Source organism: Parvimonas parva, assembly GCF_016552165.1.
Classification (GTDB): Bacteria; Bacillota; Clostridia; order Tissierellales; family Peptoniphilaceae; genus Parvimonas; species Parvimonas parva.
On the sequence record NZ_JACVDA010000007.1, the window covers coordinates 55,308 to 70,794 of the forward strand.

General features: G+C 28.2%; 17 protein-coding genes. 13 read left to right on the forward strand and 4 right to left on the reverse strand.

All coding sequences use genetic code 11. From position 1 onward, the window contains the following. The first annotated feature begins 6 nt into the window (after nt 1-6). The 7 genes from IBJ83_RS03395 (at nt 7) to IBJ83_RS03425 (ending at nt 5,838) form a co-directional block, all read left to right on the forward strand. The gene (locus IBJ83_RS03395) at nt 7-633 is read left to right on the forward strand and encodes a methyltransferase domain-containing protein (RefSeq protein ID WP_201275300.1); all 627 of its coding nucleotides are present in this window, start codon (nt 7-9) and stop codon (nt 631-633) included. Nucleotides 634-1,114: 481 nt separating this feature from the next. Further along, complete coding sequence (locus IBJ83_RS03400; protein ID WP_201275301.1) at nt 1,115-1,354, forward strand: Veg family protein; 240 nt, start codon at nt 1,115-1,117, stop codon at nt 1,352-1,354. A 261-nt stretch (nt 1,355-1,615) separates the two neighbouring features. Further along, complete coding sequence (locus IBJ83_RS03405) at nt 1,616-2,158, forward strand: helix-turn-helix domain-containing protein (protein ID WP_201275302.1); 543 nt, start codon at nt 1,616-1,618, stop codon at nt 2,156-2,158. A 9-nt stretch (nt 2,159-2,167) separates the two neighbouring features. Next, nucleotides 2,168-3,217, forward strand: coding sequence for a spermidine/putrescine ABC transporter ATP-binding protein (gene potA, locus IBJ83_RS03410; RefSeq protein ID WP_201275303.1), 1,050 nt, complete (start codon nt 2,168-2,170; stop codon nt 3,215-3,217). Next, a complete protein-coding gene (locus tag IBJ83_RS03415; RefSeq protein WP_068472695.1) occupies nt 3,218-4,045 on the forward strand; it encodes an ABC transporter permease in 828 nt (275 codons plus the stop codon). After that, a complete protein-coding gene (locus tag IBJ83_RS03420) occupies nt 4,035-4,811 on the forward strand; it encodes an ABC transporter permease (RefSeq protein ID WP_068472693.1) in 777 nt (258 codons plus the stop codon). The genes IBJ83_RS03415 and IBJ83_RS03420 overlap by 11 nt, the downstream gene beginning before the upstream one ends. Beyond that, the gene (locus IBJ83_RS03425; protein ID WP_201275304.1) at nt 4,804-5,838 is read left to right on the forward strand and encodes an ABC transporter substrate-binding protein; all 1,035 of its coding nucleotides are present in this window, start codon (nt 4,804-4,806) and stop codon (nt 5,836-5,838) included. Before IBJ83_RS03420 ends, IBJ83_RS03425 begins: the two co-directional genes overlap by 8 nt. A gap of 40 nt (nt 5,839-5,878) precedes the next feature. On the opposite strand, the gene IBJ83_RS03430 is transcribed toward IBJ83_RS03425, so the two are convergent. Next, on the reverse strand, nt 5,879-6,904 hold the full coding sequence (locus tag IBJ83_RS03430; protein WP_201275305.1) for a M42 family metallopeptidase: 1,026 nt from the start codon (nt 6,902-6,904) through the stop codon (nt 5,879-5,881). Between the two features lie 107 nt (nt 6,905-7,011). On the opposite strand from IBJ83_RS03430, the gene IBJ83_RS03435 reads away from it, so the two are divergent. After that, nucleotides 7,012-7,248 carry a hypothetical protein gene (locus IBJ83_RS03435; protein ID WP_201275306.1) on the forward strand — a complete coding sequence of 79 codons (237 nt, stop codon included), beginning with the start codon at nt 7,012-7,014 and terminating at the stop codon, nt 7,246-7,248. 23 nt (nt 7,249-7,271) lie between these two features. Here the strand turns inward: IBJ83_RS03435 and IBJ83_RS03440 are convergent, their stop codons facing one another. Both IBJ83_RS03440 and IBJ83_RS03445 read right to left on the reverse strand, forming a co-directional pair. Beyond that, nucleotides 7,272-8,771: a C69 family dipeptidase gene (locus IBJ83_RS03440; RefSeq protein ID WP_201275307.1), complete on the reverse strand. Its 1,500-nt coding sequence runs from the start codon at nt 8,769-8,771 to the stop codon at nt 7,272-7,274. Between the two features lie 135 nt (nt 8,772-8,906). Next, complete coding sequence (locus IBJ83_RS03445) at nt 8,907-9,554, reverse strand: thiamine diphosphokinase (protein WP_201275308.1); 648 nt, start codon at nt 9,552-9,554, stop codon at nt 8,907-8,909. A 144-nt stretch (nt 9,555-9,698) separates the two neighbouring features. Between IBJ83_RS03445 and IBJ83_RS08480 the strand changes: the two genes are divergently transcribed. Beyond that, entirely contained in the window at nt 9,699-9,824 is a 126-nt protein-coding gene (locus IBJ83_RS08480; RefSeq protein WP_269902518.1) for a hypothetical protein, read from the forward strand. Between the two features lie 56 nt (nt 9,825-9,880). Here the strand turns inward: IBJ83_RS08480 and IBJ83_RS03450 are convergent, their stop codons facing one another. Beyond that, nucleotides 9,881-10,525, reverse strand: coding sequence for a superoxide dismutase (locus tag IBJ83_RS03450; protein ID WP_201275309.1), 645 nt, complete (start codon nt 10,523-10,525; stop codon nt 9,881-9,883). 180 nt (nt 10,526-10,705) lie between these two features. Here IBJ83_RS03450 and trkA point away from each other — a divergent pair, with 180 nt between their 5' ends. The 4 genes from trkA to IBJ83_RS03470 are packed head-to-tail and all read left to right on the forward strand — an operon-like array spanning nt 10,706 to nt 15,176. Beyond that, the gene (trkA, locus tag IBJ83_RS03455) at nt 10,706-12,061 is read left to right on the forward strand and encodes a Trk system potassium transporter TrkA (RefSeq protein WP_201275310.1); all 1,356 of its coding nucleotides are present in this window, start codon (nt 10,706-10,708) and stop codon (nt 12,059-12,061) included. A 7-nt stretch (nt 12,062-12,068) separates the two neighbouring features. After that, nucleotides 12,069-13,514: a TrkH family potassium uptake protein gene (locus IBJ83_RS03460; protein ID WP_201275311.1), complete on the forward strand. Its 1,446-nt coding sequence runs from the start codon at nt 12,069-12,071 to the stop codon at nt 13,512-13,514. A gap of 12 nt (nt 13,515-13,526) precedes the next feature. After that, nucleotides 13,527-14,147, forward strand: a complete 621-nt coding sequence (locus IBJ83_RS03465) for a ribonuclease H1 domain-containing protein (protein ID WP_201275312.1) — start codon at nt 13,527-13,529, stop codon at nt 14,145-14,147. Nucleotides 14,148-14,150: 3 nt separating this feature from the next. Further along, nucleotides 14,151-15,176: an L-threonylcarbamoyladenylate synthase gene (locus IBJ83_RS03470; RefSeq protein WP_201275313.1), complete on the forward strand. Its 1,026-nt coding sequence runs from the start codon at nt 14,151-14,153 to the stop codon at nt 15,174-15,176. Nucleotides 15,177-15,487: the final 311 nt, after the last annotated feature.

Consider the following 15,487-nt stretch of genomic DNA (forward strand, 5'->3'; position numbering starts at 1 on the left):
GATTATATGGAAATAAATACTAAAGATTGTTATGATTTTATATCCTCTTATTATGATGAAGTTTTTTATAGTGAGTTTAATGAAGAAAATTTAATAATATCATTAATAATAGATTACTTTATTAAAACGAAAAATCCAAAAGTTGTAAGTGAATTTGGGACAGGGAGCGGTTACTGGTTAAAAAATTTCTTAGAAAATAATGTAGAAAATATTTTTGCTTTTGATTGTTCTGAAAAAATGCTAAATATATGTAAAATAAAGTTTAAAGATACTAACATTAGTTTTAAAAATATAGATTTTACAAATACAAGTTTATTAATAAAAAATGATTTAATATTAACCGCTTTTTTCTTTGATGCTATAGATATTAAACATTTTGAAGATGTGATATTTGGAATAAAGAGTTCTTTAAATGATGGGGGAATTTTTATTTTTGTTGATAATGTTCCTACTGATTCAAAAGATTTTCAAGAACTTATATTAAGTGAAAATTGGGCAGGAAAGAACATTAATTGTAAATATAACTTATATAGCTTTGAATTTTTAATTGAAACATTCAAAAAATTTAATTTTGATATTATTTTTAAAGTAAAAATAGGTTTTGATATTCAAATATTGGTATGTAAAAAATAACAAATAAAGTGATAAAGAGAATGGTAAAAGAATTTAAGATAAAGCTAAAAAATTTTCTAAAAGTGTAATATATGTATTGATTTTTTAGAGTGAAAAATTTAAAAGGATATTTGTAAATGATGTGAGACTTTTTTAGAGAAAAAATAGTATTAATTTGGTAAAATAGTTGTAGATTAAACTCCAGCTATTTTTTGGGTCAATTACTATTATACCTCTTTGAGATGTTTTTTTATATACCTACCGGCTAACTTAATTTTACAATATGCGGTGTTTTGAATAGAAAGAGTATTAGTCAACCTTATTTTTATAAAATAATTTATTAAAATATACTTTGTTACTTTTGGAAAATGAAAAATTGGATAAATTTTTACATTATGTTTAGAAAAAAATGTTGCTAAAATTTTTCAAATATTTTATCTATTTAAATTAATTTGACTTAAATTATTTTTTATGGTATAATATATAAAAGGACGGTGCTGTTATGAATACAAAAGAAAAGTTAGCAATGATTAAAAAAGTTTTGGGAAACAACATTGGGAGAAAGGTATCGCTTACTATAAGAAGAAGTAAAGAAGAATATGTTGAGATTAAGGGAGTAATTGAAGATGTGTTTATATCGTTTTTTACTGTTGAGGTTGAAACTGAGGAACAAAAAAAAAGAACTGTTTCATATTCTTATTTTGATGTTTTAACATCACAAGTGAGTTTAAAGGCAAGTTAATATGTATCTAATTAGAGCTTTGAGTTTTCAAAGCTCTTTTTTTATTGCAAAACATTGCGGGAGTGTTAGGGGATAATGATTTTTAATTATGGCATTAGAAAAAAATTAAAAAAATTTGTTTAATATTTTAAAATTTTTATAAAAAATTTTAAATTTTTAATAAAAATCTATTGAATAAAGATTTATTTGTGATATAATATTTATTGTTTAATATAGAGATATTATTTGTTTAATATAGTGTTATAAAAGAGGGAAATAAAAATGGATATTGGTGAAAAGATAAAAAATTTAAGAACCATTTTAGGACTTACTCAAGAAGAACTTGCAGAGAGAGCAGAGCTTACAAAAGGCTTTATTTCTCAGCTTGAAAGAGGACTTACTTCTCCTTCAATCAGTTCTTTGGAAGATGTTTTGGAGGCTCTTGGTACAAATATTTCTGACTTTTTTAAAGAAGAAAAGGAAGAAAAATTTGTTTTTCAAAAAATTGATGCTTTTGAAACAATTTTTGAAAATGGAAATAGTAAATTAGAGTGGATTGTTCCAAATGCACAAAAAAATGCAATGGAACCAATAATTATAACTTTGAATGAAAATAAAAGTTTTTCAAGAACTTACGAGCCTTTTGAGGGTGAGGAGTTTGGATATGTTTTGAAGGGAAAAGTTGAACTTCATCTTGGAGCTAAGGTTTATGTTTTAACAGAGGGTGAATGTTTTTATACAAGTGGACAATTTGAAAGAAGTATAGTGAATTTGTCTAAAAAAGAATCTAAGGTGTTATGGATTACAAATCCACCAAGTTTTTAGGAGGTATTTATGGGAAATCATGCAGTTGAGTTAGTTAATATAAATAAAAGTTTTGGAGATAATATTGTTCTTGATGATATAAATTTATATATCAGAGATAAGGAGTTTTTAACTCTTTTAGGACCTTCAGGTTGTGGAAAGACTACAACTTTAAGACTTATTGGAGGATTTGAAACTCCAACAAGTGGAAAAATTTTATTTGAGGGGAAAGATATTTCAAATGTTCCTCCTTATGAAAGGAATATAAATACAGTTTTCCAAAAATATGCTCTTTTTCCCAATATGAATGTTTATGAAAATATTGCTTTTGGTCTTAGGATAAAGAAAATGTCTGAAAGTATTATTAATGAAAAAGTAAAGGAAATGTTAAGACTTGTAAACTTAAAAGGTTATGAAAAAAGGTCTATTTTATCTTTAAGTGGTGGACAACAACAAAGAATTGCAATAGCAAGAGCTTTAGTAAATGAGCCTAAAGTTTTACTTTTAGACGAACCTCTTGGTGCTTTGGATTTACAACTTAGAAAAGATATGCAAGTTGAACTTAAGAATATTCAAAAAAGAGTTGGAATTACATTCGTTTATGTAACTCATGACCAAGAAGAGGCTCTTACGATGAGTGATACAATTGTAGTTATGAATGACGGTAAAATTCAACAAGTTGGAACTCCGATAGATATTTACAATGAGCCTAAAAATGCATTTATAGCATCATTCATTGGTGAAAGTAATATTTTAGACGGAGTTATGAATGAAGATTTTGTTGTTAGTTTTTCAAATAGAAAATTCAAATGTGTTGATAAAGGATTTTTACCAAATGAAGAAATTGATGTAGTAATTCGTCCTGAAGATTTAGAACTTGTTGATGAAGAAAACGGAATGTTGGTTGGTGTTGTAAAATCTGAAATTTTTAAAGGCGTTCACTACGAGATTTTAGTAGAAGTTGATGGCTTTGAATATATGGTGCATTCAACAATTAACAAACCTATTGGTTCAAAGGTTGGACTTAGAGTTACACCTGATAATATTCATATTATGAAAAAAGGAGCGAAAGAAGTATAGATGAAATTTAAGAGGTTTGCATATCCATACGTTGTATGGTTAGTAATTTTTATTGTTGTTCCTCTAGTTTTCATAGCAAAGTATTCCCTTGACTATGGTGGAGAAAATTTTATTTTTTCAATGGAACATTATCAAAGATTTTTTAATCCTACTTATCTAAAAGTTTTGTTAAGGTCTTTAAGAATGGCTGTATTATCCACTATCTTATGTCTTTTAATCGGCTATCCTTTTTCATATTTTATAACAAAGTTTAAATTAAAAACTAGAAATATGATGATTTTGTTGGTGGTAATTCCAATGTGGATGAACTTTTTACTTAGAACTTATTCTTGGATTAGTATTTTAAGTAAAAACGGTCTTTTAAACTCTATTTTAAAATTCTTTGGGTTGCCAACATTAAATCTTATGTATTCAAATACGTCAATTTTAATAGGTATGGTTTATAACTTTTTACCTTTTATGATTTTACCTATTTATACAACTTTAATTAAGATTGATAAGGACTATATTGAGGCATCTCACGATTTAGGTGCAAATAGGGTGAAGACTTTTACAAAATTGATTTTTCCAATGAGTTTGCCGGGAGTTATTACAGGGATAACTATGGTTTTTATTCCTGCGATTTCAACTTTTGAAATATCTGCTCTTTTGGGTGGAAACAAGGAAAATTTAGTAGGAAATATAATAGAACAACAATTTAGAGTAACAGGAAATTGGAATTTTGGGTCAGCTATGAGTATGGTACTTTTGGTTATGATTTTAGTTTCACTTTTCGTTATGAATAAGTTTGACCCAGAGTATTCAAAAGAGGTGGAAAATGGGAAATAAATTTAGAAAATTTTATATTTCATTAGTATTTTTATTTATATATGCGCCAATTTTTGTGCTTATATTATATTCATTTAATGATTCTAAACTTCGTGGTTCTTTTACCGGGGTAACATTTAAATGGTATGTTGAATTGTTTAATGATAGAGAAGTTTTATCTGCTCTTTATTACACAGTTTTGATTGCTGTTTTGACTACAATAATAGCAACATTCATAGGAACAGTTGCATCTATCGGGATATACTATATGAAAAAAAGTGAAAAGTTTGTAGTTTTAAATCTTAACTATATTCCGGTTTTAAATCCGGATATAGTAATAGCTATTTCTCTTATGGTACTGTATAAGGTATTTAATATTGACTATGGTTTTTCAACATTGCTTTTATCACATATCGTTCTTGCAACGCCTTATGTAATATTATCCGTTTATCCTAAGATGAAACAGATGAATAAGTTTTTACCCGAGGCTGCAATGGATTTGGGTGCTACACCTTTTTATGCTTTAAGAAAGGTGATTTTACCAGAGATAAAGCCGGGAGTTTTTGCCGGTGCTTTACTTGCGTTTACACTTTCATTAGATGATTTCGTTATTGCGTATTTTAATAGTGGAAATGGTGTTGTAAACTTGAGTACACAAATCTACTCTATGGCAAGAAAAGGAATCAATCCTTCAATAAATGCATTATCAACATTAATGTTTATTGCAATGCTTGTTCTTTTACTTATCATAAATAAGAAAAGTGAGGACGGTGTACTATATGACTAGAAAAAATTTATTTTTAAAAATACTTTTCTCATTTTGTATGATTTTTTTACTTTCCTCTTGCAGTAAAAGAGAAGGTAATGTTGTAAATATGTATAACTGGGGAGAATATATCGACAAAGAAGTTTTAGATGAATTTACCAAAGAAACAGGTATAAAAGTTAATTACGAAACTTTTGTTACCAATGAAGATATGTACTTAAAGATAAAGCAAGGAGGAAGTAATTACGATATAGTTGTTCCTTCTGATTATATGATTGAAAAAATGATTAAGGAAGATATGCTTGAACCGATTGATAAGAGCAAAATTTCAAATTATGGAAATATTGATGAAAAGTTTTTGAATAAAAAATATGACCCTGAATCAAAATATTCAGTTCCTATGTATTGGGGAACTTTGGGAATTTTGTATAATAAAAATTTAGTTGACGGGGAGATTACTTCTTGGAGTGATTTGTGGAGTGAAAAACATAAAGATAAAATTGTTATGCTAGACAGTTCAAGAGATAGCTTAGCAGTTGCCCTTTTAAAAAATGGATTTTCAATGAACTCAAGAAATAAAAAAGAATTAGAAATTGCAAAAAAAGATTTAATAGAACAAAAAAAATCAATACTTGCATATCTTGTTGATGAGACAAAAGATAATATGTTAGCTGAAAATGCTGCAATTGCTGTGATGTACTCTGGAGATGCAACAGAATTGTTAGATGCAGATGAAAAGTTTGAGTATGTAACACCAAAAGAGGGAACTAACCTTTGGTTTGACTCAATGGTAATTTTAAAAGATTCTAAAAATAAAGAAAACGCACATAAGCTAATTGATTTCTTAATCAGAAAAGAAATTTTGAAAAAAAATATGGAATACACATATTATGCCGTTCCAAATCAAGAAGTAATAGGTGAAAATGAATTGGTAAAATCAATATCTGAAATAGATGATGAATATTTCAAAAAAATGGAAGTATTCAAAGACCCATCAGACTTTGTAAAAGAGTACGACAACATTTGGACAGACGTAAAAGCAGACTAATAAACAACAAAGGCTATTGAGTTTTCAATAGCCTTTTGAATTATCTGTTTAATAAATATTCTAACATTAATCTGTATGTGTTTTCTATTCCTAGTATATGAGTTCTTTCATAGCTATGGCTTGCGTCAACTCCTGGTCCGATTAAAGCACAACGAATATCATGTCCTGCTCTTAGTGCAGCCGTTGCATCTGAGCCGTAATGTGGGTAAATGTCGATTCTATAATCGATATTATTTTTTTCAGCAATAGCTCTTAATTTGTTTCTCATTCCTAAGTCATAAGGTGTTGAGGAATCCATTGCGCAGATTGTTACAGCTTTTTCGTCTGATGCTTGTCCGACTCCCGGAGCTGCCATATCTACAGCGAAGAATTCAACAGTATTTTCTGGAATGAAACTTGATCCATGTCCGATTTCTTCGTAATTGCTTACGAAGAAGTTAATTGTATTTTTTAATTTGATTTTATTTTCTACAATATGTTTTGCAAGTCCCATCATACTCGCTATACAAGCCTTGTCGTCTAAATGTCTTGATTTAATAAATCCTGATTCATAAATTCTGCATCTTGGGTCAAGACAGATGAAATCGCCAACAGAAATTCCAAGTTTTTTTACATCTTCTGCTGTCTTAACGTCTTCATCAATTCTGATTTCCATATTTTTGATTGAACGAGTTGCTGTTGTTGTAGTATCATAAACGTGAACTGACGCCTCGTTGTAAAGTGCAGTTCCTGGAATTAATTTTCCGTCATAAGTTTTTATAAATACATTTTCAGTTTCAACACTTGTTGGAGAAAAACCACCAACTAAACTAAAAGCTAAACGTCCATTTGCTTTTATTTCCTTAACCATTAAGCCCAATGTATCAACATGTCCTGAAAAAGTTATAGCCTCTTTTTCTTCTCCTTCGATTGTAGCGATTAAAGCATTTTTATTTGTTCTTCTTGTAGGAATATTTAATTCTTTAAATTTTTCTTCCATAAAACGAATTGCATCTTCAGTATCTCCTGTCGGACTGTAAATATTTAGCAATTCTTCTAATAAATTTGTAACATAATTTCTATCCATAAAAACCTCCAAATTTGTTTGATATATATATTATACATTAATATAATTAAATTGACAATAAGGCCTCTAAGTGATATACTTTAGCTGATTTTAAAAAAGGAGATATTATGAATATATTAGCAAGTAAAAAGTTTAATTTAATCATAAATGTACTGATAGTTTCGATTTGTATTGCAATGTTAATATTTTTTAAGTTTGGAATTTTTGAAAAAATCTTAATTTCCATGATTTTAATTTTGAAATTATTAAGTATTTTAGATTATTTTAAAAAACAAAGGGAAGAATTGAAAAAAGAGATTAATAAAAATAGCAAAAAAGGTAAAAAGAAAAAGGGAGTAAAATAATACTCCCTTTAAATTTCAAATTTTTAAGCATCTGACCTTGAGAAACCATTTTTCATTTCACAACTTGCTGTGTAAAGCACTTTGTTTAGTAGGTCGATTGTTTGTTTTCTAAGTTCAGTTGCGATTTCTTCGTTAGCTTTTTCGCAGAATGCAACCACATTTTCTTTTGAAACTTTTCCACTTAAAAACTCATTATCATATTTATTTAAAATTTCAGTACATTTTGATTGAATTGCTAATTGGTAACGTTCAATATGTGAACTGCAAGATGCATAATGTGCATCTGCCAAAGCTCCAACTAAACGATTTGTCCAGTAGAAATCTTCTGTTGTAACTGTTCCTGTTGTGTTTGCAAGATATTTTGGAGTTTTATCTATATTTGCATAGAAAGGAATCATTGCATTAAATACATTTGAACCAAGTGAAAGCCATTCGATACTTCTAATTTCTTCAGGCATATCAGGTCTTATTTGAACAAGTCCTAAGAAGTTATTTCTATTAATTCCAATCGGTCTAAATTTACCCTTTTCAGCTGAGAATTTTCCGTATGGGTCATAAGGAGTTCCTTGGAAATGATGAGAAAGTGCATATTTAATATCCTCAGCAGTTATTTTCTTATCAGGTGTTCTGCACCAAGGAATATCATCAGATTCAGGCACATAGTCTGCGTCCATTCCGTCCCAATAATTTGTGCTTGGGTTGAAATAACGTTGTAATACCCAAGCTCTTGGAGTATTGTAAGTATGGTCGGCGTCTGAATGACTACCAAAAGCATCTCTTGGATTTAAAACTCCATCAATAGAAAGGTTTAAGTGGTATCTATTTATGAATTCTTTTAAATCGGCTGAACACATATATTCTTTTTGTTCGCCAAAAGCATCTTCTAAATCAAAATGATCAAGTCCAAGTTGGTTTGGCATAATTACATAACAATCATCAGGAACACGTCTTGCAATCCAATGATGACCTCCGATAGTTTCTAACCACCAAATTTCATTAACATCTTGGAATGCGATACCATTCATTTCATAAGTTCCATATTTTTCTAAAATTTCTCCAAGTCTAATTACACCTTCACGAGCAGATTTGATATATGGTAAAACCAAGGTAACCATATCTTCTTCACCAATTCCACCAACTTTTTCAGGAATGTAATTTTCATCTCCTTCTTTTCCAACTGCTGGAACGAATTCTACAAGTGGGTCAGCGCCAAGAACTCTTTCATTTGAAGTAAGAGTTTCAGTTGCAGACATAGAAATATTTAATTCATTAACTCCACAAGCTCCCCAAATTCCATTGTTATCAACTGCATTAGGCATACAAGTGTAACGCATAGGATTAGTAGGTAAATCAATTTCAACATGAGAAAGAACTGATTTGTATTTTACAGGTTGTTCATTTGGGTGAACAACGATGAATTTTTTTTCACAAAATTGACCTGACGGAGAGTCCTCGTTACGAGCAACCATTGTTGAACCGTCAAAACTAACATTTTTTCCTACAAGAATTGTAGTACAAGCCATAATTTAATCCCCTTTCAAAATATAATTTTTTTGCATAACATTTTCTCTTATGCTACAACTACATTATACTCCAAAAAATTTTAAAAGTAAAGATATTTAATAATAAATATCAAATTTTTTTTAATTCACCAGATGCTAAGCATTATGGAAAGGTAAAGTTTTTATAACACATAAAATTTTTCCTTCTTCAAAATTTATTTTTGCAGAATCTAACTTTATAATATTGCTAATGCAAAGGGAATCTCCCTTTTTTAGAGTTATATTTTTTACATCGTATTTAAAACCGTTTAAAGATAAATTTTCAATTTTTTCTGAAAATGGAATAAATGAAATTTTTGTATCTTTTAAATTTTTAAATTCAAATTCTTTTTCAATTTTAAAAAGTATTTCATTTTCTTTTAGAAAATATAAATTATTATATTTGAACATTAAATTTATATTTGTAAGCTCGTGGTCTATATCTCCGCCTAAAGCTCCAATACAATATATTTTATCATAACTTTTTTCTTTTATATGGTTTAATATTAATTCTGAATCTGTAAAATCTTTATCTTTTGGAAATTTTTTTATGGTTACATTTTTTTCTTCATAGAATTTTAAAATATTTTTATCAATAGAATCTAAATCGCCCCAAATTTCATTAGGAATTAATTTTAATTCATAACAAAGATTTGAACCACCATCTGCACAAAAAATATCTCCATTATTTTCTTTGAAAAAATTTTTGAAAAATTTTTCTTTTCCTAAAAGTACACCATTAAAAAATATATAAGCTATTTTCATTTTATTCTCCTAGATTTTTATATAGATATATTCTATCATATTCTAAAAGCTTTTTAAACTTTTGAATTATTCATAAATACATAGGATATTATTAAGTAATTAATTAGTAAATTACAGTGAAATTATTACATAAAGGAGTGTACTATGTATTTAGAGAATATAAACTCACCAAGCGATGTTAAAAAATTATCCATTTTTGTCGTTCTTTTCGCATCAATTATATGTTCATTGATGTTGTATGTTGCAGAAATTATTGATGAAGAAGAATAATTTACATTAAAAAAGAGATTTCATTTTTGAAATCTCTTTTAATATACAATATTTAATTAGCAACCACAGCCACAACCACAAGAACAAGTTTCTTTCATTCCGTTTTGGTATCTAGCCTCAACTATATCCCAGTTTACAACTTTCCACCATTCTTTTAGGTATTCAGCTCTTCTGTTTTGATATTTTAAGTAATAAGCATGTTCCCAAACGTCATTTCCTAAAAGAACAATTTTTCCACAAGTAATAGGGCAATCTTGGTTTGGAGTTGAAACTATTTCAATATTTCCATCTTTATCAGCTACAAGCCATACCCAACCTGAACCGAATTGTCCGGCACCTTTTTTGTTAAATTCTTCTTTGAAAGATTCAAAACTTTCAAACTTTTCTGCTATTTTTTTAGCAACTTCTCCAACAGGTTCTTTTGCTCCACCCGGAGTCATGCTTTCCCAGAATAAGTTGTGGTTGAAAACTCCACCAACATTATTTCTAATTCCGTTTTTCTTATCTTCTGGAGCATGTTCTAAGTGAGTTAAGATTTCTACTAGAGTAGCATCTTCAAAAACTGTATCTTTAATTAAGTTGTTTAAATTGTTTACATAAGTTTGATGATGCTTACTATGATGAATTTCCATAGTTTCCTTATCAATTACTGGTTCTAATGCGTCATAAGCATAATTTAATTTTACTAATTCAAATGCCATTTTATTCCTCCTAAAATTTAAATAATATTAAAAAACATATTTGTTTTACAACTCTATTTTACCCCTAGAAAAACCTTTAAAACTTTAATAATTAATATCAAATTATGAATATTTTTTATAATGATTTTGTTTCTATTGAAGTTTTTAAAAAATATGATATACTATGAATTGGAGGTATTTATGAAAATTATAATTGTTGGAGCGGGTAAACTTGGAGAGTACGTACTTACTGATTTGAATATAGAAGATAATGATATTGTTTTAATAGAAAAAAAACAAGAAATATTGAATGAGATGTTATCTAAATATGATATTATGGGAATTTTTGGAAGCGGAACAAACTATGAGGTTTTAGATGAAGCAGGAGTTGAAGATAGTGATATTTTTATTTCCGTTACTGATAGTGATGAAGTAAATATTATATCTTGTATATTCGCAAAAAATTTGGGTGCAAAATATACTATAGCTCGTGTTAGAAATCCTGAATATTATGCTAAATATGATTTTGTTAAAGATGCATTGGGGATTGATTTAGTAATAAATCCGGAATTTGTTGCTGCCAGAGAAATTTCTAGAGGATTAAAGTATCCTTTTGCTCATTCAGTTGAAACTTTTGTTGATGGTAGAGTAAAGCTTATAGGAATTTCGGTTGGAGAAAATAGTCCTTTAAAAGATGTTAAAATTAAGGATTTACAACAAAAATTTAATATAAAAATTTTAATTGGAATTGTTGAGAGACATGGTGAAATTTTTATACCTTCAGGAGAATTTGTTATAAGAGAAGGAGACAAAGTCCATTTTACAGGAATTGATGAATTTGTTTATAAATTCTATAATATGTTAAAAATTGGAGATAAAAAAATAGAATCTGTTTTTATAATAGGTGGTAGCAAAATTTCTTATTATTTAATATCTAATTTAATTAAGGAAAATATAAAGGTAAAATTAGTTGAAGTTAATAGAGAAATAGCAACTTCATTTAGTGAGAAATTTCCTTCAAAAGTGAAAGTTATTTGTGCAGACGGTTCAGATTCTGATGTTCTAGATGAAGAAGGATTGAAGAATTATGACGCTTGTGTAGCATTAACAGGAATTGATGAAGAAAATATTATGTTAGGAATGTTTGCTAAAAAACTTAATGTTAAAAAATCAATAGCAAAAGTCAGTAGAATTTCTCTTTTAAATATAATTTCGCCAACAGATACTTTTTCTTTTGTTACACCTAAAAAATTAGTTTCAGATATAATAATAAGTGTAGTTAGATCAATTATTAACAGTGAAGGCTCAAATATAGAAACCTTACATAGACTATCTAATGATGTTGAGGCTGTTGAAATAAAAATAAATAAGAAAACTAAAGCTATAGACATTCCTTTAAAAGATTTGGATATAAAGGACAATGTACTTATAGCATATATAATCAGAGATAATAAATTGATTTTTCTAACCGGAGAAGATTCTATAATGGTTGGAGATACTGTAATAATAATTTCAAAGGCAAATGTGATACAAAATATAGATAGTATTTTGGTTTAGGTGTATTATGAATAATAAGATTATAAGATATATTTTGAGTAAGATTTTATATATTGAGGCAGGATTTTTACTTTTACCTGTTATAGTTTCTTTCATATATAAAGAAAATTATAGCAATATTTTAAGCTTTTTAGTAACAATGTTTTTATTATTGTTAAGTGGTTATTTGTTAGGATATAAATCTGATGCAAGTGGTGCTTTTTATGAAAAAGAGGGCTTTATAATAGTTTCATTATCTTGGATACTTTTATCAGCTTTCGGAGCTTTACCGTTTGTTTTTTCAGGTTCAATACCAAATTTTATAGATGCATTTTTTGAAACTTCAAGTGGATTTACAACTACCGGAGCCAGCATCTTGACAAATGTTGAAGAAATTAGTCATTCAATATTATTTTGGAGAAGTTTTACACATTTGATTGGAGGAATGGGAATTTTAGTTTTTGCACTTGCAATTTTACCTCGTTCAAATAGAAATTCTCATATTATGAAAGCAGAAGTTCCGGGACCTGTTTTTGGGAAATTTGTTGCAAAAATGAGTTATACTGCCAGACTTTTATATAAAATTTATTTTGCTATGACAGGCATTTTAATAATTGTGTTAATTTTAGTTGGTCATCCTATTTTTGACTCTTTTGTTCATGCTTTCGGAGCGGCAGGAACAGGCGGTTTTGGAATAAAAGCTAATTCAATTGCATATTATAATAGTTCGGCAGTTGAAATGATTTTAGCAACTGCAATGATAATATTCGGGATTAATTTTAATTTATATTATGTTATTCTAATAGGAAAAGCAAGAGATGGATTTAAGAGTGAAGAATTAAGATGGTATTTGCTTATAGTTTTTGGAAGTGTTGTTTTAATATTTTTCAATATAAGACATAATTATACTTCATATCTTACTGCTATAAAGGACATATTTTTTACAGTTTCTTCAATAATATCAACTACCGGATATGCTACTGTTGACTTTGGGAAATGGCCGACTTTTTCTCGTGCCATATTATTGTTCTTGATGTTTACAGGTGCTTGTGCAGGATCAACTGCAGGTGGGCTTAAAATATCCAGATTTATTATTTTGGTAAAGTCATCTATTTTACAAGTTAGAAAAGCTATAAATCCTAAAAGAGTTTTAAGTATAAAAGTAGATAACAAACTTGTTGGAAATGAAGTTGTGGAAGAGGTAAAGAGTTATTTTGTAATTTATATATTTTTAGTAATAATTTTTACAATTTTGATTTCTTTTACAGTTCCGGATTTTACAACCGCTTTTTCAGCTGTAATGGCGACATTTAATAATATAGGACCAGGACTTGGAATTGTAGGACCTACAGGAAATTATGCAAGTCTTACTTATTTCAATAAGATAGTTTTATCCTTAGCAATGCTTGCAGGAAGACTTGAAATATTCCCTATATTAGTATTATTTTCATCAACAACTTGGAAAAAGAAATAGGAGGGGTTATTTTTGGCTAAAAAATATTATGCAGTTAAGGTTGGAAAATCTACCGGAATTTTTGGAACTTGGGACGAATGTAAAAAACAAGTTGTAGGTTTTTCTGGAGCGATTTATAAATCTTTTCAATCTTTGGATAAAGCTAAAGAATATTTAGATGATAAAAATATAGCATTAAAATCGGAAGAGTTTGAATTTGAAATTACAAGTGATGATGAAATTATAGCTTATGTTGACGGCTCATATAAAAAAGATACTTTAGAATACGGATATGGTGTTGTACTTATTTTAAAAGATGATATTGTTGAACTCTATGGTAAAGGACAAAATCCTGAAGTTGCAAAAAGTAGAAATGTAACCGGAGAACTTTTTGGTTCGGTTAGGGCGATTAGTGAGGCAATAAAGCTTGGAAAGAAAAAAATTATAATTTTTTATGATTATCAGGGAATTTCATCTTGGGCTAATGGAGAGTGGAAATGTAACTTGCCACTCACAATGGGATATAGAGATAAGATTAGAGAGTTTAGAAAGGAAATAGAGATTTTATTTGTAAAAGTTAAGGCTCATTCTAATGATAAATATAATGACCTTGCAGACCATTTAGCAAAAAAATCTTTAGGGATTGAGAAATAATTTATGACTAAGATACTAAAACCGACAGAAGAAAATATAAAAGAATCTGCAAAATTAATATTAAATGATGAAGTTGTTGCGATACCAACAGAAACAGTTTATGGTCTTGGAGCAAATGGCTTATCAGAAATAGCAGTTTCAAAAATATTTAAAGCAAAGAACAGACCACAGGATAATCCATTGATTTTACATATTTCAAGTTATGAAATGATGGAAAGTTTAGTTTATGGTTTAAATGATGAAATAAAAGAATTTTTAAACAACTTTTGGGCAGGACCTCTAACAGTAATTATGAAGAAAAAAGAAATAATACCAAACGGAGTTAGTTGTGGACTTGATACAGTGGCAATTAGAATGCCTAGCAATGAAATTGCAAGAAGTTTAATCGAAGAATGTGGCGTTCCGATAGCTGCACCGTCAGCAAATATTTCAGGTAAGCCCTCCCCAACAACAGCTGAAGATGTTTTTGTTGATATGGACGGAAAAATTTCTGCAATAATTGACGGAGGACTTTGTAATATTGGAATAGAATCAACAGTTTTAGATTTGACTAAAAAACCATATACAATATTAAGACCGGGATTCTATACAAGAGAGGATTTTTTAAAATACGAAGATGAAATTTTAATTGACGATGCACTTGTAACTGGAAATACAATTCCTAAATCTCCGGGACAAAAATATAAACATTATGCTCCAAAGGCAAAAGTTTTAGTTATCATGGCAAAAGATAGAAAAAAATCATCAGTAGAAATTGAAAATATTTTAAAAGATAATGAAAATTTAAAAGTTGGAATATTTAAATTTGATGAAACTATTTTAAATATACAAAATGAAAATATATTGTCTTTAGGCTCAATTAACAACTTAGAAGAAATGTCCCAAAATTTATTTAAAGGACTTAGAGAATTGGACAAAAAAGAAGTTGATTTAATTATCGTTGAAGGTTGTGAGGAACAAGGACTAGGTTTTTCAATAATGAATAGACTAAAAAAATCAGCAAGTGGAAATATTAAGTATATAGATTAAAGAGCTTATGCTCTTTTTTTATTGTTAAATAATAAGTTTTCCAAAAAATAACCGAATATTAAGTATCGTAAAAGGATTGGATTTTTATCATAAAGTTGTTTTTAAATTTAATATCAGATAAAACGCAGTCAATCAAATTGTACTGCTTTTTTATTGTTCAAATTATGATATAATAATTATGGATTTATGCCTTATGATAAAGCTATAATTATTTCATCATAATAACCTAAATCTAATTATAAAAAAGGAATTATGATTTAATAATTATGAATTTATGAAAAATATTTTATTGTTTTATGATTTTGTATTTG